We start from the raw sequence: 26891 nt of genomic DNA, 5'->3' as shown, positions 1-26891 counted from the left end.
AGGGTACCGACGCCGCGATACGACTCTGTTGGGTGTTCCTGCCTACGGTGGGCTCGTGGGCATTTCTCTGACGCGCCTCGACGCAAACGATCCCGACGACGGCGCGGAGCTGTCGGCGTTCCTCACCGCGAACGGCTTCCCGTTCCACGTGCGTGCGCACCCCACGACCGCGCAGGTCGCTCACGACCTGCGCGGGGGCGTCTGGACGGGCGACGAGGTCGAGAGCTACTGGATCGACGACGATGACGAGGGCCGCATCGGCGTCGTCCGTCTCGACGACGTGGCCGATGCCACGGCGATGGTCGACCTGCGCCTCGCCGAGCGGGCGCGAGGCCGCGGCCGCGGTGCCCCCGTTCTGAGGGCCGCCACCGACCAGGTGTTCTCGGCCCATCCCGCCGTGATCCGGTTCGAGGGGCAGACCCGCGTCGACAACTTGGCGATGCGGCGGGTCTTCGAGCAGTGCGGGTGGGTGCAGGAGGCCCACTATCGCGACGGCTGGCCGGTCGCGGGCGCCGAGCCGGTGGCATCCGTCGCCTACAGCGTTCTGCGTCGGGACTGGGCCGCTGGCACCACCACACCGGTGCCGCGCGGGCCCGAGGTCACGCTCTCCGGCGAACTGCGCTGCGCCGACGCGGCCCAGGCGGAGCGCGTGCGCGCCCATCTCGACGAGCACGTCGCGCTCACCCGCGCCGAGCCCGGATGCCTGTCGTTCGAGGTCAGCCCCACCGACGACGAGTTGGTGTGGCGGGTGGCCGAGCGCTTCGTCGACGAGGCCGCGTTCGACGCCCACCAGCGCCGGGTCGCCGCGAGCGCCTGGGGGCGGGAGACCGCCGGGATCGAGCGGTCGTACGTGATCCGCGGGAGAGCTCGAGACGTCGAGGCCCTCGTCGACGCGGCCTGGGCGGCCGAGCAGCACCTGCTGGACCCGTCTGTGCGCGCCGACCCGCACGAGGTGGGCCGACTGCTCGACCCCTCGTTCGTGGAATTCGGGCAGTCCGGCCGCCGCTGGACGCGCGACGAGATCGTGGCCGCGCTGCAGGAGGAGCCGGGCACCGACCCCTTGCCGTCGCTGAGCGAGAAGGAGCACCGGGTGCTCGGACCCGACACCGTGCTGCTGACGTACCTGCTGCGTTTCGAAGACCGCCTCAGCCGCCGGTCGTCCCTCTGGCGGTGCGACCCCGCACCACGGTGCCTGTTCCACCAGGGAACGCCGGTCGGCTGAGGCCTCATCCCATGGTCGGGTAGGTCGTGTGCTCCTTCGGCGCGGGCTCGGGGTGCACGGAGCGGAAAGCGGCGAGGTCGCGCACGTTCTTCTGAACGGCGACGACGGCGAACAGGCTCATCGCGAATCCGATGCCGTAGAAGCCCTTCTCCGACAGCAGCAGCTCGGCGTTCCACAGGCCGACGGCCATGAGCGCGAGCGCGACGAGCAGCATGCTCCACGCGACGCCGAGATACGCGCCGGTGACCGGGATCTCTTCCGCACGGTCGCGCACGGCCTTCTGCACCGAGATCGCCGCGAACAGCCCGAGCAGGAAGACCGAGAGGTAGAAGCCCTTCTCGGCCAGCGTCATGTGCGCGTTGTACAGGCCGATGAAATACACCGAGGCGCCGAGCCCGAGTGCCACCCAGGACGCCCCCACGAAGGCTCCGGTCGGCCGACCGAGCACCTGCGGCGTGTGTGTGTCCGTCATCTTTCCACCCCTTCGTCGATCCCCGTGCGGGGATATATTCCGTGGCGGAGAAGCTAGCGGAGGTCGTATGTCGAAAGTGAGATACACCGCTCCGGTATGGATGATCTGCGGATGCCGGGGCCTGGGGAGAAGCCTCGTCAGGGGTGGCCGACGGGCTTCTGCCTGCCCGCGTCGCGGCCGTGTTCGCGTTTGAAGGCGACGATGGCACCTCGCGCCCTGACCAGCATGACGATGCTCGCGGTCAGCAGGACCGCCCAGAGGACGACGACGATCCACCGCCAGCCGGCGGTGCCACCGGACTCGACGAGGGGCAAGATCTGGAACATCAGATTGAGCGCCGATACCGCGATGGCGGCGATCGGGTACGCCAGACCGCGCGAGAGGGTCATGCGTCGCTGGATGAGGGACGGCGTCTGCGGCTGGTCGGGCACGTCTTTTCCTATCGCGCTGGTCGGTTCGCGCGGAAGCCCTTGCCGCTGTCCCCGGCCGCTGTCCGGGCCGATGTCGGAGGTCGGTGACAGCATGTTTACATGAGCAACCGGCCGGTCGTCGACGACGCGGACGACCTCGCGATCGACGAGATCGTCGAGGCGTTGATGCGGGTCGACGCGTCGATCGCCAAGCTCGAGGCGGAGCGAGCGCGGCTGCTCGGCCGGGCGTTCGCCATCGCCACCGCGCGGACCGCGCACTCGCCCGCGGCCGTGCAGGAGCGCGAGCTCGCGCTGCGGTCGGTGGCGGCCGAGATCGGCGCAGCACTCCGGTGGCACGACCGCACGGCGCAGCGCCGCCTGTCCGAGGCGGCGAGCCTGGTCGACGACTTCCCCGCCACGGTGGAGGCACTGGCCGAGGCGCGCATCACGGCGCGGCACGCCGAGGTCGTGCGCGAGATCGGAGCGTGCCTCGTCGACGAGCCGAGCCGACAGGAGTACGAGCGTCAAGTGCTCACGCGGGCCGAGCGCGACACCGTCGCCGGCACCCGCGCGTTCGCCCGCGCCGTGGTCGACGAACTCCAGCCCCGCTCGATCGACGAGCGCCACGACGAGGCCGCTCAGCGGCGCCGCGTGTGGGTCGAAGACGAGGCTGACGGCATGGCGCAGCTCGGGGTGCTCGACAGCGCGACGAAGATCCGGGCGATGTTCGACCGCCTGACGCGCCAGGCCCGCGCGGTGCGCCAGGTCGCTCACCTCGCCGATGATGAGGGCGGAGTGGACGACACGCGCTCGATCGACCAGACGCGCGCCGACCTGCTGTGCGATCTCGTCCTCGGCAGCCGGCCCGTCGTCGATCCGACGCAGGCGCACCTTCCCGGCGGGCTCGGGGCGATCCGTGCTGAGGTGACGGTCGTCATCCCGGTGCTCACCGCCGTCGGCGCGAGCGACCGGGCGGCGATGCTCGACGGCTGCACTCCCGTCGACGCCGACACCGCCCGTCGGCTCATGGCGACGGCACCCGGGTGGGAACGCCTGCTCACAGATCCCGTGACCGGTGTCGCCCTCGCCGTCGACCGCTACCGGCCGACGCCCGCGATGCGTCGCTTCGTGCGCATCCGCGACGTGCACTGTCGATTTCCCGGATGCCGGCAGCCCGCCCGACGCTGCGAGATCGACCACAACATCGACCACGCGAAGGGCGGCGCGACGCACCTCTGCAACCTCGCCTGCCTGTGCAAACGCCACCACGTGCTCAAGACCGAGACCGCGTGGACAGCCGAGCAGCAGCCCGACGGAAGCATCGTGTGGACCAGCCCGTTGGGGCGTCGCACCACTGATCCGCCGGAGCGGCGAGTCGCCTTCGCGCCCGACCCCGACCCGCCGCCGTTCTGATGTTCGGCGGCCCCTCCGGCGGGCCCGCTTCTGCTCGGCTTGGCGGACCCCCTCACGCGGCGGCGCATCCGCGCGAACACCCTCGCCTTCGCTGCGCGACAGCACCCTTGCCTCCGCCACGCGCGCACACCTCGCCTCCGCCACGCGCGAACACCCTCGCCTCCGCCACGCGACGGTGGTTGGCTGGCCCGCATGCGACGCGTCCTCATCCTCGGCGGAACGGCGTGGCTGGGTCGTGCCATCGCCGCCCAGGCCCTCGCGCACGGCGCCGAGGTCACATGCCTCGCCCGCGGCGACTCCGGCGACCCCGCGCCGGGTGCGCGGCTCGTGCGCGCCGACCGCGACGATCCTCGCGCCTACGACGACGTGCGGCACGACTGGGACGAGGTCGTCGAGCTCTCGTGGGACGCCGGGTTCGTGGCATCCGCCCTCGACGCCCTGGCCGACCGCACCGCGCACTGGACGCTTGTGTCGAGCGTCTCGGTGTACGCCCACTCCGACGTCCCGTTCGCCGACGAGAGCGCCGACCTCGTCGAGCCGCAGGATCTGACGGCGTATCCGGATGCCAAGGTGCACGCCGAACGACTCACCGCGGCGCGACTGCCCGATCGGTCTCTGCTCGCCCGGGCCGGGCTGATCGTCGGTCCGGGCGACCCGAGCGACCGCTACGGTTACTGGCCCGCCCGGTTCGCCCGCGGCGGCCGCGTGCTCGTGCCCCAGACCGCCGGTCGGCACGTGCAGGGCATCGACGTCGACGACCTCGGCGCGTGGATCGCGCTCGCCGGGCGCACGGGAGTGACGGGGCCGATCAACGCGGTCGGCGAAGAGCTGCCGCTCGCCGCGGTGCTCGCCGCCGCTCGGGAGGCCACCCGGGGGCACGCCGATGCGCCGGTGAGCGAGAGCGTGCCGCTCGACGACGAGACCCTCTCGGCGCGCGGGGTGCAGTACTGGGCCGGGCCGCGGTCGCTGCCGTTGTGGCTCCCCGCCGAGGCGCGGGGCTTCTCGCGGCGCAGCGACGCCGCGTTCGTGGCATCCGGAGGTCGTCGACGACCGCTCGCCGAGACGATGCGCCGCACGCTCGACGACGAACGCAGGCGCGGCATCGATCGCCCGAGACGCGCCGGACTGACCCCCGCAGAAGAGGCCGAGGTGCTCGCGGTCTAGCGCTACGCGCGGGTCAGCGGCCGTTCCGATCGGCGGCCGACCGCGGCGGGGCCGAGGCGACCTCGAGCCGGTCGAGGCCGCGCAGCGACGTCCAGATCAGCTCTTCGCCCTTCGCGGCGTGCTGCGAGGCCCGCACCGCGCGCTCGTCGGCCCACGAGTTCAGCACGTGGCCGGAGTGGCCGCGCACGTGCTCGAGCACCACGTCGGGGAGCCCCGCGGCCCGACGGGCGTCGCGCGCGGCGATGAGCGCCTCGAGGATGCCCTGGTTGGCGACCGGCTTCTTCGCGCTCGTGACCCAGCCGCGGCGGCGGTGGCCGTCCATCCACTTCGAATACGTGTCGATGGCGTACTTCGAGTCGGCCTGCACGACGAGTTCGCGCACGTCGGGGTGGTCGGTGATCGCGTGCAGCAGACCCAGCAGCTCGCCGATGTTGTTCGTGCCCTCAGGGATCGAGCCCGCGGCCCAGTGTCCGTCTTCGCCGACCCACGCCCAGCCCGCCGGCCCCGGATTGCCCTTGCAGGCGCCGTCGGTGGCGACGACGTAGCGGTCGGAGGGTGCGGTCGCGGAGGAACTGCTCATCCCTCTAGTCTCCCCTGCCCGAGGGAGCGCCTTCACCCGTGGGATCCGGCCCGCATGGTGAGCACCCCATCACACGCGCGCGAAACGGCGGGTGAACGCGAGAGGGGCCCGCCGGGACGACGGGCGACGACGTGCTCCGTGCCCCGTGCGCCCGTGTGAACCTGGCGCGATCCGCTCTCGCGTCTTGCACACCCCTCGAGAAAGCGTCCCGCCATGTCGACGTCGTCCCCCGCCCCGACCCGCGCCCGCCTCCACCCCGCCGCCGTCGTCGCGCTCGCGACGGGCGGGGTGATCATCCTCGGCGCCATCGCGTTCCTCGTGTGGCTGCTGACGGCGGGACAGACGACCCCCAACGCCGCCGCGACCGACAAGCTCGTGCAGTGGCAGCAGGTCTTCGAGACCTACCGCGACGCGAACGGCGGCCTGCCCGACGTCGCCGCCGGCGGCTACTGCCTCGGCACCGGCTTCCCGATCGGCGCGGGAGGCACCCCCAACTGCCGCGACTACGACGGCAACACCTTCTACACCGAAGAGGCCAGCGCCCCGCTGATGCAGGCGCTGGCGACGACCGGGCCCCTCCCCGAGGGGGTTTCGGCGCCCGTGCGCGGCACGGTCGGGCCCTACGCGATCGTCGACGACGCCGGCATCCACCTGCTCACCGCCGAAGACGGCACGTGCGAGGCCCCCGCCGTCGAAGTGTGGAACGACGGCGGGGGCCTCTTCATCTGTCAGATCCTGCTCGAGCGCTGACGCCGCCCCGACCCGCGCCGGGGCCGCTCGTCAGTCGCGACCGCTCTCGGCCTTCTTCTGGCCGGCTTCGAGCACGTCGCCCGCGGGCAGCTCCTGGTGGCCGCCGAACTGCAGACGCATCGCCGAGAGCACCTGGTTGGCGAAGTGGTCCTCGCCGCGCGAGGCGAAACGCTCGAACAGCGACGCCGCCAGCACGGGCACGGGCACGCCAGTGTCGACGGCGGCCTTCACCGTCCATCGGCCCTCACCCGAGTCCGACACGCGACCGGCGAGGCCGTCGAGCGTGGGGTTCTGCGAGAGGGCGGCGGCGGTGAGGTCGAGCAGCCACGACGAGATGACCGACCCGCGGCGCCAGAGCTCCGTGACCCGGGCGGTGTCGATGTCGAACTGATAGAACTCGGGCTCCTCCAGCGGGGCGACCTCGGCGGAGTGCTCGCCCTGGTGCAGGCCCGCGTCGGCGCTGTTGAGCACGTTCAGGCCCTCGGCGAGCGCGGCCATGATGCCGTACTCGATGCCGTTGTGCACCATCTTCACGAAGTGTCCCGAGCCCGACGGACCGCAGTGCAGGTAGCCGCGTTCCTCGGTCGAGTAGTCGCCGGTGCGGCCGGGCGTGCGCTCGACCTCGCCCGGCCCCGGGGCGATCGTGCGCAGCACCGGCTCGAGGTGGGCGACGGCCTCGTCGTGGCCGCCGACCATGAGGCAGTAGCCGCGCTCGAGACCGAAGACCCCGCCGCTGGTGCCGACGTCGACGTAGTGGATGCCGCTGTCGTCGAGCTTCTTCGCGCGGCGCACGTCGTCGCGGTAGTTGGAGTTGCCGCCGTCGATGATGATGTCGCCCGGCTCGAGCACCGCGGCCACCTCGTCGACGACCGTGCCGGTGAGCCCGGCGGGGATCATGAGCCAGATCGCGCGCGGCTTCTCGAGCTTCGAGGCCAGGTCGGCGATGCTGGTCGCTCCCGTGGCCCCTTCGGCCACGAGGGCCTGCACGGCATCCTGGTTCACGTCGAACACGACGCAGTCGTGACCGTCTCTCATGAGCCTGCGGACGATGTTGGCGCCCATTCGTCCGAGTCCGACCATGGCGAGTTGCATTGGTACCCCGTTCGTCGTGGATCACGGCCGCCGCGAGCGGCCCCTCCGCGAGTCTAGGAGCGCCCGAGGGCCCCGGGCATCGGTGCTAGCCCTGGAAATCCTCGGGATCGACGTCGTCGAGGAAGCGGCGGAACTCCTCGACCCGGTCCTCGTCGGCCGCGGCCTCGAGCTCGACCGCTTCGTCGGGAACCCCGGCCTCGGCGAAGACCGCCTCGGCCACGAGGATCGGCGCATCGGCGCGGGCGGCCAGGGCGATGGCATCCGAGGGTCGCGCGTCGAAGGTGCGGGGGCCGACCGGGGTGTTCAGCACGACCCGCGCGTGGAACGTGCCCTCGTCGAGGTGCGTCACCTCGACCCGATCGACCGACGCCGATAGCTCACCGAGCATCGCGGTCATCAGGTCGTGCGCGAGCGGCCGCGGCGACCCCGAGCCCTCGATCGCGACGAGGATCGACATCGCCTCCTGCGGACCGATCCACACCGGCAGGACGCGGTCGCCGTGGGTCTCGACGTCGACGGGCTCGAGCAGGATCACGTGCTGCTGGGCGGGATCGAGCGCCACCCCGACCACGCGCACCCGGATCATGGGGCCCATCGTACGGGCACGCGGCGACCGGTCGTCAGCGCAGGATGCCGAGCGATCGGGCCGCCGACACCGCCGCGGTGCGGGAGGTCACGCCGAGCTTGGAGAAGACGTGCGCGAGGTGCGACTTCACCGTGGCGTCGGTGATGTGCAGCCGCCGCGCGACGTCGGCGTTCGACGCCCCGCGCGACACGAGGCGCAGCACCTCGATCTCGCGGACCGACAGCGTCACCCGCGGTTCGCGCAGGCGCGCGAGCAGGCGCCCCGCGATGGCCGGGGCCAGGGCGCTCTGCCCCGCGGCGGCGGCGCGCACGCCGGCGAGCAGCTCGTGTGGCGGCGCGTCTTTGAGCAGGTATCCGCTGGCGCCCGCCTCGACCGCGCCCAGGATGTCGCCGTCGGTGTCGTAGTTGGTCAGCACCAGCACGTAGGGCGGGGCGGCGAGCGCGCGCACCCGTCGGGTGGCGTCGGCTCCCGCGGCTCGGTCGCCGAACTGCAGGTCCATCAGCACGAGTTCCGGGGCGAGGTCGGCGGCGAGCGCGACCGCCTCGTCGGGGGTCGAGGCCTCACCCACCACGGCGATGTCGGGCTCGGCGTCGAGCAGAGCCCGGACCCCGGCGCGCACGACGGGGTGATCGTCGGCGATGACGACGCGGATCACGACGACCCCACCGGCAGGGTCACGGTCAGAGTGGTGCCCGCGTGCGGGGCGCTGTCGACCTCGATGCGCCCGTCGAGCTGGTCGACCCGCTCGCGCATGGCGCGCAGCCCGAAGGAGTCGGTGGCGGATGCCGCGGACTCCGCCCGCACCGCGTCAAACCCCACGCCGTCGTCGGTCACGGTCAACTGCACCCCCTCGTCGACGGGCGACAGGCGGATGCCGACGCGGTGGGCTCGCGCGTGCTGTCCGACGTTCGCGAGCGCTCCCTGCGCGATGCGCAGCAGGGCCGTCTGCGCGTCCATCGGCATCGAGACCTCCGCGTCGAGGTCGAGGACGACCTCCACACCCTCGCGGCTTCCCCACCCGACCGCGAGACGTTCGAGCGCCGACGCGAGCCCGCGGTCCAGGCTCGGAGGCGCGAGCTCGCGGATGAACCGGCGGGTCTCGGCCAGGCCGTCGGCCGCGGTCTGGCGGGCGAGGCGCACGTGGGCGATGCCCGGGCCCGTGGCATCCGCCCGCTCCGCCGCGTGCAGCAGCATCTGGATGCTCGACAGGCCCTGCGCGACCGTGTCGTGCAGTTCGCGGGCCAGGCGCGAACGCTCGGCGAGGGTGCCCTGCTCGCGCTCGGCGGCGGCGAGGCGGTCGCGGGTGGCCAGCAGCTCGGCCATGAGGGCCTCGCGCTCGGCCGCACGCTTCTCGAGCGCAGAGTAGCCGAGGCCGATCAGCAGGGCCACCCCGGCGCCCACGATCGGCCCCACGACGCCGCCGACGCTCAGACCGCCGTGCACCGCGAACGCCACGATGGTCAGCGCCGTGGTCAGCACCACGGCGATCGGTCCCACCCCCCGCGGCAGGAGGTGCAGGTAAAGGAAGAACAGCGGGAAGACGAGATAGGCCGCCTCGGGCACCAGCCACACCAGCGCCGCCCACACCAGCGTCAGCGCCACGATCCACACGATGCCCCACGCGCGGCGTCGCGTCCGGGCGACGACGAGGCCCGCGAGGTAGACGAGGCCCAGGACACCGGCGAGCACCAGCGCCACGAGCGAGCCGTTCGTCACGAGCACGCGCACCACGACCAGCGCGAGCAGCCCGCAGAACAGAACGTGCAGGCCGACGCGCAGGCCCGCGAAGACGGGGGCGAGAGTGCGGTGCGGCATGTCGGTGTCCAGGCTACGGAAGACGCGCCCCCGACGGATCATCCGAAAGGTGGAGAGCGGGTTCGCCCGTTGCCCCGATGACGCGGACGCGTCCGCTGACGACGCTGGAGGGGTACCGGTGACATCCGCCGGCGGAAGGAGGCGACGTGTACGTCGCATGGCGCGATCTGCGGTTCGCCCGCGGGCGGTTCGCCCTCATCGGGGCGGTCGTCGCCCTCATCACCCTGTTGGTCGGATTCCTGTCCGGACTGACCGGCGGTCTCGCCGCGCAGAACGTCTCGGCGGTGCTCGCCCTGCCCGGCGATCGGCTCGTGCTGCAGCCCACTGCCGACGCCGCGGCCACGTTCGCCGAGTCGGCGATCGACGACTCCACCGTCGCCGCCTGGCGGGCGGCGCTGGGCGCCGAGAGCGTCACCGCGGTCGGCATCTCGCAGGCGCGCGGGGAGGGCCCCGGCGGCTCGGCGGGCGTCGCCCTGTTCGGACTCGACTCCCCCGCGTTCGGCGTGAGCGCGACGGGCGACGACGAGGTGGGCCTGTCATCCGCTGCGGCGACGGCCCTGGGAGCCGGGGTGGGCGACACCGTCACCCTCGCCGGAACCTCCTTCCGCGTGTCGTCGATCGGCGCCGACCTGTCGTACAGCCACACCCCGGTGCTCGCCCTGACCCCTGGGGCGTGGCGCGCCCTCGACGAGCGGCTCGGCGGCACGGGCGCGGCGACCGTGCTCGCCGTCACCGGCACCCCCGCGTGGGACGAGGTCGCCGCCGAGACCGGCACCACGGCATCCGCCCCGCTCTCGAGCCTCACGGCACTGCCCACCTTCCGCTCCGAGATCGGCTCGCTCGCGCTCATGATCGCGATGCTGTTCGGCGTCTCGGCCCTGGTGGTGGGGGCGTTCTTCACCGTGTGGAGCATGCAGCGCGCCGGCGACGTCGCCGTGCTCAAGGCTCTCGGCGCCAGCACCCCGGCCCTCGTGCGCGACGCCCTGGGGCAGGCCCTGGTCGTGCTGGTGCTCGGCGTCGGCGTCGGGATCGGCCTGACCGCCCTGCTCGGAGCGCTGGCCGGGGGCGCGTTGCCGTTCGTGCTGAACCCCCTGACCATCCTCGCGCCCGCAGCGATCATGATCGCGCTCGGCCTCGCCGGCTCGGCCGTGTCGCTGCGCACCGTCACCTCGTCCGACCCTCTCACCGCCCTGGGGAGCACCCGATGATCCTGCTCGACGACGTCACCCTCACCTACCCCGACGGCGACGCCCGCGTCACCGCGGTCGACCGCGTCACGCTCGAGGGGCGGCCCGGGGTGCTCACCGGCATCACCGGGCCGTCGGGCTCGGGCAAGTCGAGCCTGCTCGCCCTGGCCGCGACCCTCGTGCGTCCCGACTCCGGCCGCGTCATGATCGCGGGGACGGATGCCACGCGGCTGAGTCGCTCGCGGGCCACGACGCTGCGCCGAGAGAGCATCGGCATCGTGTTCCAGCAACCGCAATTGCTCCCCGCCCTCACCGCGCGGGAGCAGCTGCGGGTGATGGCGGAGCTCGGCGGCTCCGGTCGGCGCGAGCGCCGCGTCCTCGTCCGCGGTCGCGTCGACGAGCTGCTGGATGCCGTGGGACTCGCCGCCTTCGCCGATCGCCGCCCGGCGCAGCTGTCGGGCGGGCAACGTCAACGCGTGGCGATCGCCCGCGCGCTGGTGCACGAGCCCTCGGTGCTGCTGGTCGACGAACCCACCAGCGCCCTCGACACCGCACGCGGAGCCGAGATCATGGGCCTGCTCGCGCGGCTGACGCACGAGCGGCAGACGGCCACCCTGCTCGTCACGCACGACCTCGTGCACCGCGAGGTGCTCGACGAGACCGTGGAGGTGGTCGACGGGCGGGCGGCGTTGGTCACCACCCGAACGCGTTGAACCAGTCGCGTCGGTGATCCGCCTCGGCGCGCGACTCGTCTCCCCGCCACGAGTCGTGCGCCGACAGCGTGCCCTCGGTGGTCAGCGCGACGAACGCCCAGCACACGGGGCACACCGCCCGACCGTCGGGGAAACCGTCGTCGAGCGTCGGCGCGGGTTCGGCCTCGGTCCCCGCTCCGCTGCACGCGGGCGGATCGGCCTGGAGGTCGTTCCACAGCAGGCGCCCCCCTTTGCGGTGGTGCAGCCCGCGGTGCCCGTTCTCACGGGTGCAGATCTCGCCGTTTCTTCGGCTGAGGCAGAGTCTCCGGGCGGCGCCCGGGAGCGCTGCCAGCGTTCTCGTCATCCTTCGATTGTCTCCGCTGCGAGCGCAGTGGGGGTATCGCCGGGATGCGAACGGGGCGATGGGGGCCGGTGGGGAAAGGTTCGGTGGTCATCGCAGACCACCACCGGTACGACGAGCGAACATGTCGACCTCCTGATGGTTCGACGATCCGTCAGGAGACGCCTCCAGCCGAGGGGGTTGACAGGACGGGAGACGGTGCTAGTCATACCCCTCGGGGGTATGCTGGAAGCATGCACGGATATGAGGGCCACAAGGACGACCTGCTCAAGCGCCTCCGCCGCGCCGAGGGCCAGGTGCGCGGCATCGCCCGCATGGTCGACGACGACAAGTACTGCATCGACATCCTCACCCAGGTGTCCGCCGTGACCAAAGCCCTCGAGAACGTCGCCCTCTCACTGCTCGACGATCACCTCTCGCACTGCGTCGCCGAAGCGGCCGCTCAGGGCGGGCCCGTGGCCGAAGAGAAGCTCAAAGAAGCCAACCAGGCGATCGCCCGCCTGGTCAGATCGTAAGGAGTCCCCCCATGACAGAGCAGCGCATCGACCTCGGCCTGAGCGCCTCCACCCCGACCTCGGGCGGCTGCGGCGACGCATGCGGCTGCGGCCACGGCGCCGCGGCATCCGCCCCCTCGACCCGGTCCGCGACCGACGAACTCCGCGTCGAGGGCATGACCTGCGACCACTGCGTGCGCGCGGTGACCGAGGAGCTCAGCGCTCTCGACGGCGTCGAGGTGCTCGACGTCGAGTTGCACGTCGGAGGCGCCTCGATCGTGCGCATCGCCTCCACCGGTGCGGCCGACGCGGCCGCCCTCGCGGGAGCGATCGACGAGGCGGGCTACACGCTCGCCCGGTGAGTCCGGCTCGACGAGCGGCGGTCAGGCGCCGCGGCGCACGAGCACGTCGACGGCCGCGTGGAACGTGAGGTGCTGCGACACCTCGACCGCGCGGTCGTAGCGCGGGCCGCCGAGGGCGACGAAGACCGCCCCGACCACCTCGACGTATCCGACGATGTATCCGCCGCGGGCGACCTCGTAGAGATCGAGGTCGATGCGCGTCCAGGGGATCTCGGTGATCGTCTCCAGGGCGGACGACGCGACCTGCGACGGGGCGATCACCGGTGTCGCCGGGGCGGTCGCCGCGGAGAGGGCGGCGAGCTTTGCGGCGGCGCGAGCGGCGGCTTTCAGAGAACCCGAGCGACTGAGCGGTGCTTCCATAACCATGCGAGAACTCCTTGGGTCGTTCGGGTTCTCTCACAGTGCGCCGCAGACCCGGGGCCCGCGCCGGGGTTGACGGATCCGACGATCAGCGTTACTCGCGATCAGACCGCGGAACGGGCCGGTCGACCGCGCCGCGGACGCTCCTCCGACAGCCCGAACGGCTCGGCTCCCACCGTGAGCTGCTCCACCTCGTCGAGCCAGCGAAGGTCGGCCTCGAGCCGCGCCCGCCGCGCCGCGCGCACGATGGCCGCCGGCACGGCATCCGCCCCCTCTTCGTCGACCCGCGCGAGCGCCTCGCGCACGGCCGCGCGCTGAGCCGACAGGATGCCATCGACGTCGGCGCCCGGCAGAGTGACGGCGAGGGCGATCTTCAGCGCCACCTCGTCGCGCCCCTCGGCCAGCGACGCACCCGCGAGCCAGGACCGCGCGTCGTCGCGACCGGCGGCGGTGGGCTGCCAGAGCACGTGGGCCTCGTCGTCGACGCCGATGCTCTCGATCAGCCCGTCGCGCTCGAGGCGCTCGAGCGTCGTGTACACCTGGCCGACGTTCACGCGGACCCCCGTGCGCCGCTCGTACTCGGCACGCAGCTGCGAGCCGTAGCAGGCACCGCGATCGAGGATCGCGAGCAGGCTCTGACGCACCGACATGCGGCCTCCGGACGGGTTCGAGAAAAGACTTGCTCGGTAAGCCCCAATCTAGACCGGCGAGGTGGTTCGACGCCGAATCATCGCCCTTCGGCGCTCCGACGGCGCGGCGTAGCATGTGGTCTGACCACATAATCCGGTTCGATCGGAGGCTCCTGATGGAGTGGCTCGACCCCCTCGCCCTCGCCCGCTGGCAGTTCGGGTTGACGACGCTGTACCACTTCCTCTTCGTGCCCCTGACGCTGGGGATGTCGCTCATCGTGGCGATCTTCCAGACCGTCTGGTACCGCACGGGAGACGTGCGGTGGCTGCACATCACGCGCTTCTTCGGGAAGATCTTCCTCATCAACTTCGCGATGGGCGTGGTCACCGGCATCGTGCAGGAATTCCAGTTCGGAATGAACTGGTCGGCCTACTCTCGCTTCGTCGGTGACGTCTTCGGCGCCCCGCTCGCCTTCGAGGGCCTCCTCGCCTTCTTCCTCGAGGCGACCTTCATCGGCCTGTGGATCTTCGGGTGGGACAAACTCCCCCGCCTCGCGCACCTCGCGAGCATCTGGATGGCCGGCATCGGCGCCACCCTCTCGGCGTACTTCATCATCGCCGCGAACGCCTTCATGCAGAACCCGGTGGGCTATCAGATGTCGGCCGACGGCCACCGCGCCGAGCTCGTCGACTTCTGGGCGATGCTCACCAACCCCGTCGCCCTCGCGGCCTTCCCGCACACGATCTTCGCCGGCTGGATGTTCGCGGCCATGGTCGTCGTCGCCGTCTCGGCCTGGCACATGGCGCGCGGACGCAACACCGACATGATGCGCAAGACGCTGCGCTTCGGGCTCTGGGGCACGCTCGTGTCGTTCGTGCTCGTCGCGATCGTCGGCGACCAGCTGAGCCTGGTGATGGTCGCGACCCAGCCCATGAAGATGGCCGCCGCCGAAGCGACCTTCAACACCGTCTGCGGGCAGGACGCCTCGTTCTCGATCTTCACGCTTGGCACCCCCGACGGAACCAGCGAGCTGTTCAGCATCCGCGTGCCGTTCCTGCTCAGCATCCTGTCGACGCACTCGCTCGACGGCTGCGTCGAGGGCATCAACGACCTCAACACCCTTTACAGCCAGCAGATGTTCCCGCAGTTCGCCGACCAGGTCGACGGCAACTTCGCCCCCGTGCTGTGGGTCACCTACTGGGCGTTCCGCTGGATGATCGCCCTCGGCGGCATCGCGGCGCTCGTCAGCGTCGTGGGCCTGTGGGTCACCCGCAAGAACGCCAAGCGCCCCGTCGCCGGCTGGATGTGGCGCATCGCGATCTGGGCCGCACCCCTGCCGATGCTCGCGAGCCTCGTCGGATGGGTGTTCACCGAGATGGGCCGTCAGCCCTGGATCGTGTTCGGCCTCATGCTCACGCAGGACGGCGTCTCGCCGAGCGTGCCGGGCTGGAGCGTGCTGATCTCGCTCGTCGCCTTCACCCTCGTCTACCTCACCCTCGCGATCGTCGAGTTCGGTCTCATCGTCAAGTTCGCGCAGAAGGGCCCCGAGCCCTTGCCGGATCCGGATGCCGTGCACGACGACTCCATCGAGAACACCCCCACCACGGTCTACTAGGAGCAGGAAATGGATCTCGCGCAGCTCTGGTTCTGGATCGTCGCCTTCCTCTTCGTCGGCTACTTCGTGCTCGACGGGTTCGACTTCGGCGTCGGCATGTCGCTCCCCTTCCTCGGCAAGGACGACATCGCCCGCCGGCAGATCATCAACACCATCGGTCCCGTATGGGACCTCAACGAGACGTGGGTCATCGTGGCCGGCGCCGCGCTGTTCGCGTCGTTCCCCGAGTGGTACGCGACGCTGTTCAGCGGGTTCTACCTGCCGCTGCTGGCGATCCTGCTGGCCCTGATCGCCCGCGGCGTCTCGTTCGAGTACCGCCACCAGCGCGATTCACTCAAATGGAAGCGCTCGTTCGACCGCATGATCGTCATCGGCTCGGCCGTGCCCGCGTTCCTCTGGGGAGTCGCGTTCGCGAACATCGTGCAGGGCGTGCCGCTGGATGCCGACCACGAATACGCCGGCACCGTGCTGACGCTGCTCAACCCGTACGGCATCCTGGGCGGGCTCACCACCTTGAGCCTGTTCTTCCTGCACGGCGTCTACTTCGTGGCCCTCAAGACCGACGGGCAGGTGCGGGCCGACGCACGGGCGCTCGCGAAGAAGGCGGGGCTGCTGACGATCGCGCTGGCCGCGCTCTTCCTGGTCTGGACGATCGTGAACGCCGCGAACGCCGAGGCACCCCTGCTGCTCGGTGTCGTCGCCCTCGCCGGGGTCGCCGCCCTCACCCTCATCGGGTCGTGGGTCGCGAACCTGCGCGATCGGGAGGGAACCGCCTTCACCCTCGGGGCCGTCACGATCGTCGCCGCCGTCGCCGCGCTCTTCTTCGCGCTGTTCCCCAACGTCATGCCCTCGACGCTCGCGGGGGGCGCGAGCCTGACGATCGATAACGCCTCGAGCACCGACTACACGCTCACGATCATGAGCTGGGCGGCGCTGATCTTCCTGCCGCTGATCCTGGCCTACCAGGGGTGGACCTACTGGGTGTTCCGCAAGCGCGTGACCCGCGCCCGCATCGAGAAGGCCGCGCTCGTCGCGCACTGAGACCCCGCCATGAAACCCGTCGACCCCCGCCTGCTGCGGTACGCCACCGCCTCGCGGAGCTTCTTCGCCGTGACCGCGGCGATCGTGCTCGCGCAGGCGGGGGTCATCGTGGGCTTCGCGTGGGCGCTCACGAGCGCGCTCGTCGGGGTGATCGAGGGGCGCGCGCTGAGCGAGGTGTGGGGCTTCGTGGGGATGGCGGCCGCGCTCGTCGTCGTGCGCGGGGCGCCGATCGCCGCCTCCGAGCGGGTGTCGGCCCGCGGCGCCGCGGCCGCCTCGCTGCAGTTGCGTGACGCCCTCGTGTCGGCCGTGACGCGCCTCGGCCCGCGATGGCTCGGTGCCCGCAATGCCGCCGGTCTCGCGGTGACCGCGGGGCACGGTCTCGAGGCGCTGGATGCGTACTTCGGCCGCTACCTGCCGCAGCTGGTGGCCACCGCGATCACCATGCCGATCCTCATCGGCACGATGACCCTCGCCGATCCGCTCTCGGGGCTCATCGTCGTGCTGACGATCCCCCTCATCCCGGTGTTCATGGTGCTCATCGGCCTCGCCACCCGAGGCGTGCAGCAGAGGCAGTACCGCACGCTCGGCCGCCTCGCCGCGCGCTTCGCCGACACCGTCGAGGGGCTCGGCACGCTGAAGGCCTTCGGACGCCAGCACCGCGCGGCCGACGCGATCGAGACCATCACGCGCGACTACAAGCGCGAGACGATGACGGTGCTGCGCGTGTCGTTCCTCTCGGGGTTCGCGCTGGAGTTCCTGGCCTCGATCTCCGTCGCGATCGTCGCGGTGACCATCGGCTTCCGCCTGCTCGCGGGCGATCTCTCGCTGCTCGTGGGGCTGTTCGTGCTGCTGCTGGCCCCCGAGGCCTACCTGCCGCTGCGTCAGGTGGGCGTGCAGTTCCACGCGGCCTCCGAGGGAGTCGCCGCGACCGAGGAGATCTTCGACGCCCTCGACGCCGCGCGCTCCGCCGGGGAAGGGCAGGCTCCGGATGCCGCGACCCCGGCGCTCGGATCGACGGTGGCCCTCGACGGAGTGCAGGTGCATCGCGAGGGCCACGCCCTGCCGACGGTCTCGCTCTCGGTGGGTCCGGGCGAGGTGGTGCTGGTCACGGGACCGAGCGGCGTGGGCAAGTCGTCGCTGATCGCCGCTCTGCTCGGCTACGCGGAGCACGACGGCCTGGTGCGCGTCGACGGGGTCGCCGTGCCGCACGCCCGCGCCGTGGTCGCCTGGGCGGGCCAGCGTCCGGGACTCGTGTCGGGCACCGTCGCCGAGAACGTCGCGCTCGGCTCCCCCGCCGATCCCGCGCGGATCGCCGTCGCCCTGGCCGATGCGGGGGCCGCCGACATCGATCCCGGCACGCCGCTCGGCGCGGGCGGTGCGGGTCTGTCGGGCGGCGAGGCGCAGCGCGTCGCCGTCGCGCGCGCCCTGTACCGCAGCCGGGTCGTCGGAGCACCGGTGCTCGTTCTCGACGAGCCCTCGAGCGCTCTGGATGCCGACGCCGAGGCGCACCTGTGGGCCACCCTGCGCCGCGAAGCCAATGCCGGCCGGGGCGTGCTCCTGGTGTCGCACCGCCGGTCGGCCCGCGGGATCGCGGATCGGGTGGTCGAGCTCTCGCCCCCGCGCGAGGCGGCCTCGCAGCGCCCCGAGCCGACCCCCGAGGTCCCTGAGCCCGTCGAAGGGACCGGAAGCCCACGCCCCGAGCCGACCCCCCAGGTCCCTGAGCCGACCACCGAGGTCCCTGAGCCGACCCCCCAGGTCCCTGAGCCTGTCGAAGGGACCGGAGGCCCGCGCCCCGAGCCGACCACCGAGGTCCCTGAGCCTGTCGAAGGGACCGGGACCCTCCACAGGCTCACCCCCCGCCGTCCGGAGGTGCGCTCATGAACGATCGCGTCCGCGGCATCCTGCGCTCGGCCCTGCCGACCCCGCGCCGCCTCGCACCCGCCCTCCTGTCGGGCTTCGGCTCGGCGGCGAGCGCTGTCGCCCTGCTCGCTGCGAGCGCGTGGCTCATCACGCGGGCGGCCGAGCAGCCCCTCGTGATGTACCTGTCGGTCGCCGTCGTCGGGGTGCGCGCGTTCGCGCTGTCGCGCGGGGTGTTCCGCTATCTCGAGCGCCTCACCGGTCACGACGCCGCGCTGCACCAGCTCGCCGGGGTCCGCGCCGACCTCGTGCGCGACCTCGTGCCCCTCGCACCCGACGGACTCCACCGTTCGCGCCGCGGCGGGCTGCTCTCGAGCGTGGTCGACGACGTCGAAGAACTGCAGAACCTTGCCCTGCGCGTGGTGCTGCCGCTGGTGACCGCGGGGGTCACGGCTCTCGCCGCCGTCGTCTTCACGGCGTTCGTGTCGTGGCCGGCGGCTCTGGTGCTGCTGCTGTGCCTCGCGCTGGCCTTCGCGGTCGCCGTCGCCGTGGGGTGGGCCGCCGGAGCCCGGGCGGAACGCTCGATCGCGCCCTTGCGCGCCGCCGTCGCCGACGCTGTGCACGACCTGCTCGCGAACCTCGACGTGCTCACGGCCTACGGGGCTCTCGATTCCGCTCGCGAGCGCGTCCGGCACGCCGATGCGGCGCTGCGCCGGGCGGTCGTGCGGCGCGGCGGCGCGCAGGGCCTCACCGCGGGGGCGGTGTCGGTGCTGGCGGGTGTCGCCTCGCTCCTCGCTCTCGTCGTCGCGGCGTCGGAGGTCACCGCCGGCACGCTCTCCGGCCCCGGCCTGGCGGTCGTCGTGCTGCTGCCGATGGCCGTGTTCGACGTGTTCGGCCCGGTGCCCCTCGCCCTCGCGTCGTGGCGGCAGGTGCGCGCCGCGGCCGAACGCCTCGCCGAGGCCGTGCCCGACACCGTTCCCGCGGGCCTGCCGCTCGACGAGCCGACCCCGACTGGCGCCGCCCCGGCGCTCGGCGCGGGCCTCGAGCTGCACGGCATCCGTGCCCACTGGCCCGCCCGGGCCGAGACCGACGGCGACGCGGGCCGGCTCACCGACGTCTCGCTGCGCGTGGCACCCGGCGAGACCGTGCTCGTGACGGGTCCCAGCGGCGCGGGCAAGACGACCCTCGCGCACGTGCTCGCGCGCTTCCTCGACTACGAGGGGTCGTTCCGCCTCGGCGGTGTCGAGGCGCGGGAGCTGTCGGGCGACGACCTGCGGCAGACGATCGGCCTGATCGACCAGTCGCCGTACCTGTTCGACGAGTCGGTGCGGCAGAACCTCCTGTTCGCGCGCGACACCGCGACCGACGACGATCTGTGGGACGTGCTCGCCCGCGTCGGTCTGGCCGAGTGGGCTCGAGAGCGCGGCGGTCTCGACGCCCGCGTGGGCGACCGCGGCGGTCTCGTCTCCGGCGGTCAGGCACAACGCCTCGCCCTCGCGCGGGCCCTCCTGCACGATTTCCCGGTGCTCGTGCTCGACGAGCCGACCGCGGGCGTCGACCCCGTGGCATCCGACGCTCTTCTTCTCGACCTGCTCGGAGCGGTCGGGCGCGAACGCGCCGTGGTGCTGGTCTCGCACGTCGAGGTGCCCGCGGGGCTGGTCGACCGCGAGGTGCGGCTGGAGGGTGGACGGGTCGTCGGCGTCTGAGTCAGGATGCCGGCGCGAACCGCACCCTCGACGGTGCGAGGCTCCAGCGCACGACGTCGCCCGGGCGCAGGCCCGCCGCCTCGGCCGGTGCGACCTCGGCCACGACCTCGTCGGTGAGCACGCGCACGCCCGACGGCGTCGGTTCGAGGGCGACGACCGTGGCAGCCCGCCCCTCACCGAGGCGCACGTCGCTCGCGCGGAAGAGCGCGGCCAGAGCTGTCCCGTCGACGGGCGCGGCGTCCGCCGACTCGAGTCGCAGGTCGCCCCGCTGCCAGGCGCCGCCCCGCGCCTCGCCGATGAGCCGCTCGAGACCGGCGATCTTCGCCGCCACCTCCGTCGCCGGCGCCGACAGCACCTCGCGCACGGAGCCCTGTTGCGTGATGCGGCCCCGCTCGACGATCACGAGACGATCCGCCAGGGCCGCCGCGTCGACCGCATCGTGCGTGACGGCCACCGTCGTCACCCCCGCGAGGCGCTCGCGTAGCATCGCGCGGATCTCCGATGCCGTGACGGCGTCGAGAGCGACCAGCGGCTCGTCGAGCAGCACGACCCGGGGTTCGGCGGCGAGCGCGCGGGCCACCGCGACGCGCTGCTGCTCTCCGCCCGACAGCTCGGCGGGGCGGCGATCCCCGGCGCCGGGGAGCCCGACGCGCGCGATCCACTCGTCGGCGGCGGCACGGGCGACGGATGCCGCGACCCCGGCCGAGCGCGGACCGAAGGCGACGTTCTCGCGTGCGGTGAGATGCGGGAACAGCCGGGCGTCCTGACCGAGCAGCACGATCCCGCGCTGCATCGGAGCCGTCCGCAGGCGAGGCGCGCGGTCGAGGACGCGCCCGTCGACCGAGATCTCCCCGTCGTCGAGCGGGGTGAGACCCGCGAGCGCGCCGAGCAGCGTCGACTTGCCTGCTCCGCTGCGCCCCATCACGGCGACGGTCTCGCCGGGGGCGACGTCAAGGGTGATGTCGACGGCGAAGTCGCGTCGGCGCACGACGACGTGAGCGCTGAGCGCGGCGGCATCCGGGATCGTCATCGCCCCACCCCCGGCCGCCATCCGCGCACGAGCAGCAGCACGGCGACCGCCGTGACGAGCAGCAGCAGCGACAGCGCCACTGCGGTGCCCTGCGACACCCCCGCGCCGTTGAACGCGGTGTAGATCGCGAGCGGCATCGTCTGCGTGACGCCAGGGCGGTTACCGGCGAACAGGGCCGTCGCACCGAACTCGCCGATCGCGCGGGCGAAGCACAGCACGACCCCCGCCACGATGCCGGGCGCCGCCAACGGCAGGGTGATGCGCCGCAGGATCGTGGCGCGCGACGCCCCGAGAGACGCGGCGGTGCGCTCGAACCCCACCCCGGTGCTGCGCAGGGCGCCCTCGACGGCGAGCACCAGGAAGGGCAGGGCGACGAACGCCTGCGCGAGCACGACGGCGGGCGTCGTGAACGGCAATCCCAGCGCGCCGAGGGGTCCCGTGCGCCCGAACAGGTACAGCAGCGCGACGCCGCCGACCATGGGCGGCAGCACGAGGGGCACGGTCACCAGGGCTCGCAGCACCGCCGCCGTGCGCGCGGGACTGCGCGCGATCAGCAGAGCCAGAGGGATGCCGACGACCGCGCACACCGCGGTGGCCACCACCCCCGTTCCGAGCGACAGGCCGAGGGCCGACAGTGCCGCGGGCGAGGTGACGTCGCTCCACAGCGTCGCCCACTGCACGCGCGCGACGAGGGCGGTCAGGGGAACGAGCAGGAACAGCAGCCCGACCCCCGCGGGCACGACCAGCCAGCGGGGAACGAAGCCGCCGCCGGTCACGGAGCCCGGAATCCCGCGTCGGCGAGGATCTTCTGCCCGTCGTCCGACAGCACGAACGCGGTGAAGGCCGCGGCCGCCTCGGGGTTCGGCGCGTCGGTGAGAGTGGCGATCGGGTAGTTGTTGACCACCTTGTCGGCGCCGTCGGGCACGATCGCTTCGACGTCGCTGTTGCCCTTGGCGTCGGTCGCGTACACGAGCCCCGCGTCGGCCTCGCCGGCGGCGACCTTCGTCAGCACGGCGGTCACGTTCTGCTCGCTGCTCGCCGGAGTGACCGCGACCCCGGCGTTCGACAGCAGAGTCTGCGAGGCGGCACCGCACGGCACCTCGGCGGCGCACAGCACCGTCGTGACCCGCGCGAGGTCGGCGAGCGTCGCGACCTTTCCGGGGTTGTCCTTCGGCACGGCGATCACGAGCGTGTTGCCCGCGAAGAGCTGCGGGTCGGGTGCTTGGGATGCGACCTTGGCCATGTTCTTCTCGTCGGCCGAGGCGAACACGTCGGCGGGGGCGCCTTCGCCAATCTGCGTCGCGAGCGTGCTCGACCCGTCGTAGACCGCGCTCACCGTGACTCCGGGGTGGGCGGCCTCGAACGCCGTCGCGATCTCGTCGAACGAACGCTGCAGCGACGCGGCCGCGTACACCTCGACCGTTCCGGTGAGGGAGTCGGCGGATGCTGAGGGGGCCGGGTCTGCGGCCGGGCTCGCGGACGCGCAGCCCGAGGCGAGAAGGGCGACCGCGCCGAGGACGGTCAGAAGGCGGAGGGGGCGACGCATGGGATGTCCTTTCCGCGGCGCCGACGGCCCGCAGCACCCATCATTCCGCATCTGCGGATGATCTCGGGTCGATGCATCCGCTATCGCGGCTTCTCGACCGTGACGACCGTCGCCTTCACCGACGCGACGGCGAGGGATCCCGGCTCGAGCGCGAGCTCGCGCGCCGCCTCGGCCGACATCAACGACACCACCCGATGCGGCCCGCACTGCAGGTCGACCTGGGCCATCACGCCGTCGACCTGCACGCGCGTGACGAGCCCGACGAAGCGATTGCGCGCGCTCGAGGCGACACCGGTCGGGTCTTCGGGCTCGGCGGCGAGCGCCACGGCCCGCTCCGCGAGAGCGGCCCCGGGGATCTCCACCGGCGTCACGCCCGTGGTCGGCAGCAGCCCCAGGTCGATCCAGCGGCGCACGGTGTCGTCGCTGACCCCCAGCAGGCCCGCCGCCTGCGCGATGCGGAAGGTGTTGGTCATGCGACGACCGTACCGCCCGCGGTGGCCGGGTCGCCCGGCGAGAGCGGCCCCGCCGCGGCGACATCCCGGCTCACCGCCCGACCTCACCGGGACTGACCTAGGCTCGACCCATGGATGCCGAGCACGCGAGCCTGACGCGACGGCCGGTGGCCGTGGCCCTCGGCGCGACCGTGACGTCATCGGGGGCCACCGCGCTCCCCTCGACCGGAGCCCCGGCATCCGGGCCCTCGCCGGTATCCGGCGCGACCGCCCTTGCCGCGACCGGCGCCCCGCAAGACGGCGGCCTGCTCGACCGCTTCGGCCGCGTCGCGACCGACCTGCGCGTCTCGGTCATCGACAAGTGCAACCTGCGCTGCACCTACTGCATGCCGGCCGACGGGATGCCGTGGCTCCCCCAGACGCAACTGATGTCGACCGACGAGATCCGCCGCATCGTGCGCGTCGCGGTGCAGTCCCTCGGCGCCGAGGAGCTGCGGATCACGGGCGGCGAGCCCCTCGTGCGCAAGGACCTCGAGTTCATCATCGCCGGCATCCGCGAAGACAACCCCGACCTCCCCATCTCGATGACCACGAACGCCGTGGGTCTCGATCGCCGCGCCCAGGCGTTGAAGGACGCGGGCCTCACCCGCCTCAACGTCTCGCTCGACACCCTCCACCCCGAGACCTTCGCTGAGCTCACCCGCCGCCCGCACCTCGATAAGGTGCTCGCGGGGCTCCAGGCCGCGCGCGCCGCCGGCCTCGGCCCCATCAAGATCAATGCGGTGCTCTTGCGCGGCATCAACGACACCGAGATCGTTTCGCTCGTCGACTGGGCCGTGACGAACGGCTTCGAGATGCGCTTCATCGAAGACATGCCCCTCGACGGAGACCGCTCGTGGATGGCGACGAACGTCATCGCCGCGCGCGACATCCGCGCCGAGATCGAGACGGCGTTCTCGCTCGCCCCCGATCCGCGCGGTCGCGGCGCCGCCCCCGCCGAGCGGTGGGAGGTCCGCCGCCCCGGTGAAACGGCCGTCGCCGGACACATCGGCATCATCTCGTCGGTCACCGAACCCTTCTGCGCCGCCTGCACGCGCACGCGCGTCACCGCCGACGGCAAGGTGCGCTCGTGCCTCTTCTCGCACGAAGAGACCGACCTCCTCTCGACCCTTCGCGCGGGCGCCGACGACGCCGGCATCGCGCAGGTCTGGCGGGAGGCCATGTGGGCCAAGCCCCGCGCCCACGGCTCCGACCGCGTGGGACTCGCGCGCCCCGACTTCGTGCAGCCCGAGCGCACGATGAGCGCGATCGGCGGATGAAGCCGCTGGTCGAGCCGGTGGCCTCGCTCGCCCCCGAAGAACTCATCCGCACCGCTCGTCACGCCGTGCTCGCGGCGATCGGCGAGGAGGGCCAGCGCCGCCTCGCAGCAGCGCGCATCGCCGTCGTCGGAGCCGGCGGTCTCGGCTCCCCCGTGCTGCTCGCGCTGGCCGCGGCCGGAGTCGGCGAGCTCGTCATCATCGACGACGACACCGTCGAGCGCACCAACCTCCAGCGCCAGCTCGCGCATCGCATCACCGACATCGGCACCGCAAAGACGGCCTCCGCCGCGCGCGCCGTGCGCGATCTGTCGCCCCTCACCGTCGTCCACGAACGAACGGTACGACTGACCTCCGACAATGCCTCCGAGCTCTTCGCGGGCGCGCACCTCGTGATCGACGGCAGCGACACCTTCGACACGCGCGAGGCCGTCGCCGCCGCGACCGAGGGCCTCGGCATCCCCCTCGTCTGGGGCGCCGTGCAGGAGTGGGCCGCGCAGGTGACCGTGTTCTGGTCGGCTCCCCCCGAGGGGCACGCGCCGGTCGTGCTCGGCGACCTCTTCCCCACCGGTTCCGCCGGAGAACCACCCACGTGCGCCCAGGTCGGGGTGCTCGGATCGCTGTGCGTGCAGGTCGGCGGCATGCTGGCCACCGAGGCGATCAAGCTGGTCACCGGCGCGGGCGACCCCCTGCTCGGCCGGCTCGTCGTGATCGACGCCCTGCGCGCCCGCCACGATGTGATCCCACTCTCGCCCGCCGCCCGCCCCGCCGTTTCGTCCTGACCCCGGAGGCCCCGATGACCCCGCTGCTCACCGTCGAGGAGCACCGCGCCCGCGTGCTCGACGCCGTCGCCGTGCTGCCCGTCGAGACCGTGCGCCTCGCCGATGCGGCCGGCCGCACGCTCGCCGCCCCCGTGCGCGCCGCCCACGACCTGCCGGGCTTCGACAACTCCTCGATGGACGGTTTCGCGGTGCGCCTCGCCGACGTCGAGGGGGCGGATGCCGAGAACCCGGTGACCCTGCGCGTCGTCGCCGATCTGCCGGCCGGCTCGTCCGACGACCCGTCGTTCGGCGCGGGCGAGGCGGTGCGCATCATGACGGGCGCGCCCGTCCCCGCCGACGCCGACGCGATCGTGCCGTTCGAAGACACCGCGGGGGGCCTGGCCGACTCCCTGGGCACCATCGAGGTGCGAAGGGCACCCGCGGCATCCGGAGCCTTCATCCGACGCCGCGGCGGCGATACCCGCGCGGGCGATGTGGTCCTGTCGGCCGGCGAGCGCCTGGGGCCGTTCGCGCTGGCCGCCGCCGCCGCGGCGGGTGTGGCCGAGCTCGAGGTGCACCGCCGCCCGCGGGTCGCGGTCGTCTCGACCGGCAGCGAGCTCGTCGCCCCCGGCGTCGTGCCGGGGCGCGGCCAGACCCCCGACTCCAACTCGACACTGCTGGCATCTTTGGTTTCCGGTACCAACGCCGACGTGACGGTCATCTCGTCGCTGCACGACGACGCGAACGCGATCCACGCCCTGCTCGAGCACGCGGCCGACGTCGACGTGATCGTCTTCAGCGGGGGCGTGAGCGCGGGAGCCTACGAGCCCGTGCGCCAGGCCCTCGAGGGACGCATCGCCTTCGAGAAGGTCGCGATGCAGCCCGGCAAACCGCAAGCCTTCGGCGTGCTCGACGACGGTCGGCTCGTCTTCGGCCTGCCCGGCAACCCGGTGAGCGTCGCGGTGTCGTTCGAGGTGTTCGTGCGCCCCGCCCTTCTCGCCCTGCAGGGCCGCACCGCGATCGATCGGCGCATCGCCCGGCTCACGGCATCCGAGACCTGGACCACCCCGCCCGGCCGCCGCCAGTACCTCCCCGCGGTGATCGACCTCGTCGCCGGCACCGTGCGCCCCGCCACGGCGGGCGGATCGGGCTCGCACCTGGCCGCCTCTCTCGCGCGCGCCGAGGCGTTCGCGATCGTTCCCGCCGAGGTGTCCACCGTGTCGGTGGGCGACCCGCTCGATGTCATGCTGATTCCATGACCTTCACCCACCTGGATGCCGCGGGCCACGCCCGCATGGTCGACGTCACGCTCAAGCAGCCCACCGTCCGCACCGCCACGGCGCGCGGCTTCGTGCGCTGCGCTCCCGAGGTGGTCGCCGCCCTCCGTGACGGCACGGCCCCGAAGGGCGACGTGCTCGCGGTGGCCCGCATCGCCGGCATCCAGGCCGCGAAGTCCACTCCCGCCCTCCTCCCCCTCGCGCACGTGATCGGGGTGCACCGCGCCTCGGTCGACCTCGAGATCACCGACGAGGGCGTCGAGATCGAGGCCACCGTCGGCACCGCCGACCGCACGGGCGTCGAGATGGAGGCGCTCACGAGCGTCTCGGTCGCCGCCCTCGCGATCGTCGACATGGTGAAGGGCATGGACAAGGGCACGGTCATCGAGAACGTGCGCATCGTGTCGAAGACCGGCGGCAAGTCGGGCGACTGGATGCGTCCCGGAGAAGACGCATGAGCGTCCGCGTCCGCTACTTCGCCGCCGCGGCGGAGGCGGCGGGAACGGATGCCGAGGACCGCACCGAACCGTCCCTGGCGGCGCTGCGCGACGCCGTCGTCGCCGACCACCCCGCTCTCGCCGACATCCTGGGTCGCTGCGCCGTGCTCGTCGACGGCACGCGCCACGACGACGACGCTCCGCTCGCGGACGTCACGCACGTCGACGTGCTCCCGCCCTTCGCCGGCGGCTGAGTCCGAGCC

Annotated in this window: 31 protein-coding genes; 17 read left to right on the top strand and 14 right to left on the bottom strand. The window is 72.6% G+C overall.

Annotated features, from left to right (window positions below):
• Positions 1–55 precede the first annotated feature (55 nt).
• Positions 56–1222, top strand: a complete 1167-nt coding sequence (locus ABXS86_RS14880; RefSeq protein WP_353664973.1) for a GNAT family N-acetyltransferase — start codon at positions 56–58, stop codon at positions 1220–1222.
• Positions 1223–1226: 4 nt separating this feature from the next.
• On the opposite strand, the gene yiaA is transcribed toward ABXS86_RS14880, so the two are convergent.
• Positions 1227–1694 carry an inner membrane protein YiaA gene (gene yiaA / locus ABXS86_RS14875; protein ID WP_307213242.1) on the bottom strand — a complete coding sequence of 156 codons (468 nt, stop codon included), beginning with the start codon at positions 1692–1694 and terminating at the stop codon, positions 1227–1229.
• A 137-nt stretch (positions 1695–1831) separates the two neighbouring features.
• Positions 1832–2218, bottom strand: a complete 387-nt coding sequence (locus ABXS86_RS14870; protein ID WP_307213244.1) for a hypothetical protein — start codon at positions 2216–2218, stop codon at positions 1832–1834.
• A 6-nt stretch (positions 2219–2224) separates the two neighbouring features.
• Here ABXS86_RS14870 and ABXS86_RS14865 point away from each other — a divergent pair, with 6 nt between their 5' ends.
• Both ABXS86_RS14865 and ABXS86_RS14860 read left to right on the top strand, forming a co-directional pair.
• Positions 2225–3517, top strand: coding sequence for an HNH endonuclease signature motif containing protein (locus tag ABXS86_RS14865; RefSeq protein ID WP_353664972.1), 1293 nt, complete (start codon positions 2225–2227; stop codon positions 3515–3517).
• Between the two features lie 192 nt (positions 3518–3709).
• A complete protein-coding gene (locus tag ABXS86_RS14860) occupies positions 3710–4681 on the top strand; it encodes an NAD-dependent epimerase/dehydratase family protein (RefSeq protein ID WP_353664971.1) in 972 nt (323 codons plus the stop codon).
• Positions 4682–4694: 13 nt separating this feature from the next.
• On the opposite strand, the gene ABXS86_RS14855 is transcribed toward ABXS86_RS14860, so the two are convergent.
• Entirely contained in the window at positions 4695–5261 is a 567-nt protein-coding gene (locus ABXS86_RS14855; RefSeq protein WP_144832829.1) for a ribonuclease H, read from the bottom strand.
• A 213-nt stretch (positions 5262–5474) separates the two neighbouring features.
• Here ABXS86_RS14855 and ABXS86_RS14850 point away from each other — a divergent pair, with 213 nt between their 5' ends.
• Positions 5475–6011 (top strand): hypothetical protein, encoded by a 537-nt coding sequence (locus tag ABXS86_RS14850; RefSeq protein ID WP_353664970.1) that lies wholly within the window; start codon positions 5475–5477, stop codon positions 6009–6011.
• 30 nt (positions 6012–6041) lie between these two features.
• Here ABXS86_RS14850 and gnd read toward each other — a convergent pair whose 3' ends face one another.
• From gnd to ABXS86_RS14830, 4 genes are all read right to left on the bottom strand, one after another.
• Complete coding sequence (gene gnd / locus ABXS86_RS14845; RefSeq protein WP_230705118.1) at positions 6042–7103, bottom strand: phosphogluconate dehydrogenase (NAD(+)-dependent, decarboxylating); 1062 nt, start codon at positions 7101–7103, stop codon at positions 6042–6044.
• 85 nt (positions 7104–7188) lie between these two features.
• Positions 7189–7689, bottom strand: coding sequence for a bifunctional nuclease family protein (locus ABXS86_RS14840; protein ID WP_353664969.1), 501 nt, complete (start codon positions 7687–7689; stop codon positions 7189–7191).
• A gap of 34 nt (positions 7690–7723) precedes the next feature.
• The gene (locus tag ABXS86_RS14835) at positions 7724–8344 is read right to left on the bottom strand and encodes a response regulator (protein WP_144832821.1); all 621 of its coding nucleotides are present in this window, start codon (positions 8342–8344) and stop codon (positions 7724–7726) included.
• Positions 8341–9504: a sensor histidine kinase gene (locus ABXS86_RS14830; RefSeq protein ID WP_353664968.1), complete on the bottom strand. Its 1164-nt coding sequence runs from the start codon at positions 9502–9504 to the stop codon at positions 8341–8343. The genes ABXS86_RS14835 and ABXS86_RS14830 overlap by 4 nt, the downstream gene beginning before the upstream one ends.
• Before the next feature lie 146 nt (positions 9505–9650).
• Here ABXS86_RS14830 and ABXS86_RS14825 point away from each other — a divergent pair, with 146 nt between their 5' ends.
• Both ABXS86_RS14825 and ABXS86_RS14820 read left to right on the top strand, forming a co-directional pair.
• Positions 9651–10712, top strand: coding sequence for an FtsX-like permease family protein (locus ABXS86_RS14825; RefSeq protein WP_353664967.1), 1062 nt, complete (start codon positions 9651–9653; stop codon positions 10710–10712).
• Positions 10709–11404 (top strand): ABC transporter ATP-binding protein, encoded by a 696-nt coding sequence (locus tag ABXS86_RS14820; protein ID WP_353664966.1) that lies wholly within the window; start codon positions 10709–10711, stop codon positions 11402–11404. The genes ABXS86_RS14825 and ABXS86_RS14820 overlap by 4 nt, the downstream gene beginning before the upstream one ends.
• On the opposite strand, the gene ABXS86_RS14815 is transcribed toward ABXS86_RS14820, so the two are convergent.
• Positions 11385–11747 carry a hypothetical protein gene (locus ABXS86_RS14815; RefSeq protein WP_307213262.1) on the bottom strand — a complete coding sequence of 121 codons (363 nt, stop codon included), beginning with the start codon at positions 11745–11747 and terminating at the stop codon, positions 11385–11387. The genes ABXS86_RS14820 and ABXS86_RS14815 overlap by 20 nt on opposite strands.
• Positions 11748–11977: 230 nt before the next feature.
• Here ABXS86_RS14815 and ABXS86_RS14810 point away from each other — a divergent pair, with 230 nt between their 5' ends.
• Both ABXS86_RS14810 and ABXS86_RS14805 read left to right on the top strand, forming a co-directional pair.
• Complete coding sequence (locus ABXS86_RS14810) at positions 11978–12259, top strand: metal-sensitive transcriptional regulator (protein ID WP_144832815.1); 282 nt, start codon at positions 11978–11980, stop codon at positions 12257–12259.
• Between the two features lie 11 nt (positions 12260–12270).
• Positions 12271–12600, top strand: coding sequence for a heavy-metal-associated domain-containing protein (locus ABXS86_RS14805; protein ID WP_307213264.1), 330 nt, complete (start codon positions 12271–12273; stop codon positions 12598–12600).
• A gap of 21 nt (positions 12601–12621) precedes the next feature.
• On the opposite strand, the gene ABXS86_RS14800 is transcribed toward ABXS86_RS14805, so the two are convergent.
• Positions 12622–12966: a hypothetical protein gene (locus ABXS86_RS14800; RefSeq protein WP_353664965.1), complete on the bottom strand. Its 345-nt coding sequence runs from the start codon at positions 12964–12966 to the stop codon at positions 12622–12624.
• A gap of 98 nt (positions 12967–13064) precedes the next feature.
• A complete protein-coding gene (locus ABXS86_RS14795; RefSeq protein WP_154097378.1) occupies positions 13065–13610 on the bottom strand; it encodes a PadR family transcriptional regulator in 546 nt (181 codons plus the stop codon).
• Between the two features lie 155 nt (positions 13611–13765).
• On the opposite strand from ABXS86_RS14795, the gene ABXS86_RS14790 reads away from it, so the two are divergent.
• Genes ABXS86_RS14790 through cydC form a run of 4 tightly spaced genes read left to right on the top strand, consistent with a single transcriptional unit; the run spans position 13766 to position 19809 of the window.
• Complete coding sequence (locus tag ABXS86_RS14790) at positions 13766–15205, top strand: cytochrome ubiquinol oxidase subunit I (protein WP_154097377.1); 1440 nt, start codon at positions 13766–13768, stop codon at positions 15203–15205.
• Between the two features lie 9 nt (positions 15206–15214).
• Positions 15215–16246, top strand: a complete 1032-nt coding sequence (cydB, locus tag ABXS86_RS14785; RefSeq protein WP_307213271.1) for a cytochrome d ubiquinol oxidase subunit II — start codon at positions 15215–15217, stop codon at positions 16244–16246.
• 9 nt (positions 16247–16255) lie between these two features.
• Positions 16256–18127, top strand: coding sequence for a thiol reductant ABC exporter subunit CydD (gene cydD, locus ABXS86_RS14780; RefSeq protein ID WP_353664964.1), 1872 nt, complete (start codon positions 16256–16258; stop codon positions 18125–18127).
• Positions 18124–19809, top strand: coding sequence for a thiol reductant ABC exporter subunit CydC (gene cydC, locus ABXS86_RS14775; RefSeq protein ID WP_353664963.1), 1686 nt, complete (start codon positions 18124–18126; stop codon positions 19807–19809). Before cydD ends, cydC begins: the two co-directional genes overlap by 4 nt.
• Position 19810: 1 nt before the next feature.
• Here cydC and ABXS86_RS14770 read toward each other — a convergent pair whose 3' ends face one another.
• The 4 genes from ABXS86_RS14770 to ABXS86_RS14755 form a co-directional block, all read right to left on the bottom strand.
• The gene (locus ABXS86_RS14770) at positions 19811–20839 is read right to left on the bottom strand and encodes a sulfate/molybdate ABC transporter ATP-binding protein (protein ID WP_353664962.1); all 1029 of its coding nucleotides are present in this window, start codon (positions 20837–20839) and stop codon (positions 19811–19813) included.
• A complete protein-coding gene (locus ABXS86_RS14765; RefSeq protein ID WP_353664961.1) occupies positions 20836–21615 on the bottom strand; it encodes a molybdate ABC transporter permease subunit in 780 nt (259 codons plus the stop codon). Before ABXS86_RS14765 ends, ABXS86_RS14770 begins: the two co-directional genes overlap by 4 nt.
• Positions 21612–22385 (bottom strand): molybdate ABC transporter substrate-binding protein, encoded by a 774-nt coding sequence (gene modA, locus ABXS86_RS14760; protein ID WP_353664960.1) that lies wholly within the window; start codon positions 22383–22385, stop codon positions 21612–21614. Before modA ends, ABXS86_RS14765 begins: the two co-directional genes overlap by 4 nt.
• Positions 22386–22465: 80 nt before the next feature.
• A complete protein-coding gene (locus tag ABXS86_RS14755; RefSeq protein WP_353664959.1) occupies positions 22466–22858 on the bottom strand; it encodes a molybdopterin-binding protein in 393 nt (130 codons plus the stop codon).
• Between the two features lie 110 nt (positions 22859–22968).
• Here ABXS86_RS14755 and moaA point away from each other — a divergent pair, with 110 nt between their 5' ends.
• Genes moaA through ABXS86_RS14730 form a run of 5 tightly spaced genes read left to right on the top strand, consistent with a single transcriptional unit; the run spans position 22969 to position 26882 of the window.
• Entirely contained in the window at positions 22969–24156 is a 1188-nt protein-coding gene (gene moaA, locus ABXS86_RS14750; RefSeq protein WP_353664958.1) for a GTP 3',8-cyclase MoaA, read from the top strand.
• Complete coding sequence (locus tag ABXS86_RS14745) at positions 24153–24935, top strand: HesA/MoeB/ThiF family protein (protein WP_144785829.1); 783 nt, start codon at positions 24153–24155, stop codon at positions 24933–24935. The genes moaA and ABXS86_RS14745 overlap by 4 nt, the downstream gene beginning before the upstream one ends.
• Positions 24936–24949: 14 nt before the next feature.
• Positions 24950–26173, top strand: a complete 1224-nt coding sequence (gene glp, locus ABXS86_RS14740; protein ID WP_307213284.1) for a gephyrin-like molybdotransferase Glp — start codon at positions 24950–24952, stop codon at positions 26171–26173.
• Positions 26170–26649: a cyclic pyranopterin monophosphate synthase MoaC gene (gene moaC, locus ABXS86_RS14735; RefSeq protein WP_307213286.1), complete on the top strand. Its 480-nt coding sequence runs from the start codon at positions 26170–26172 to the stop codon at positions 26647–26649. Before glp ends, moaC begins: the two co-directional genes overlap by 4 nt.
• Positions 26646–26882 (top strand): MoaD/ThiS family protein, encoded by a 237-nt coding sequence (locus tag ABXS86_RS14730; protein ID WP_307213288.1) that lies wholly within the window; start codon positions 26646–26648, stop codon positions 26880–26882. The genes moaC and ABXS86_RS14730 overlap by 4 nt, the downstream gene beginning before the upstream one ends.
• Positions 26883–26891 lie beyond the last annotated feature (9 nt).

Origin of the sequence: Microbacterium sp. che218, from assembly GCF_040436305.1 — a bacterium.
Lineage (GTDB): Bacteria > Actinomycetota > Actinomycetes > Actinomycetales > Microbacteriaceae > Microbacterium > Microbacterium algihabitans.
Note: the sequence above shows the minus strand (reverse complement) of the source record. Positions and strands in the feature narration are given on the sequence as shown.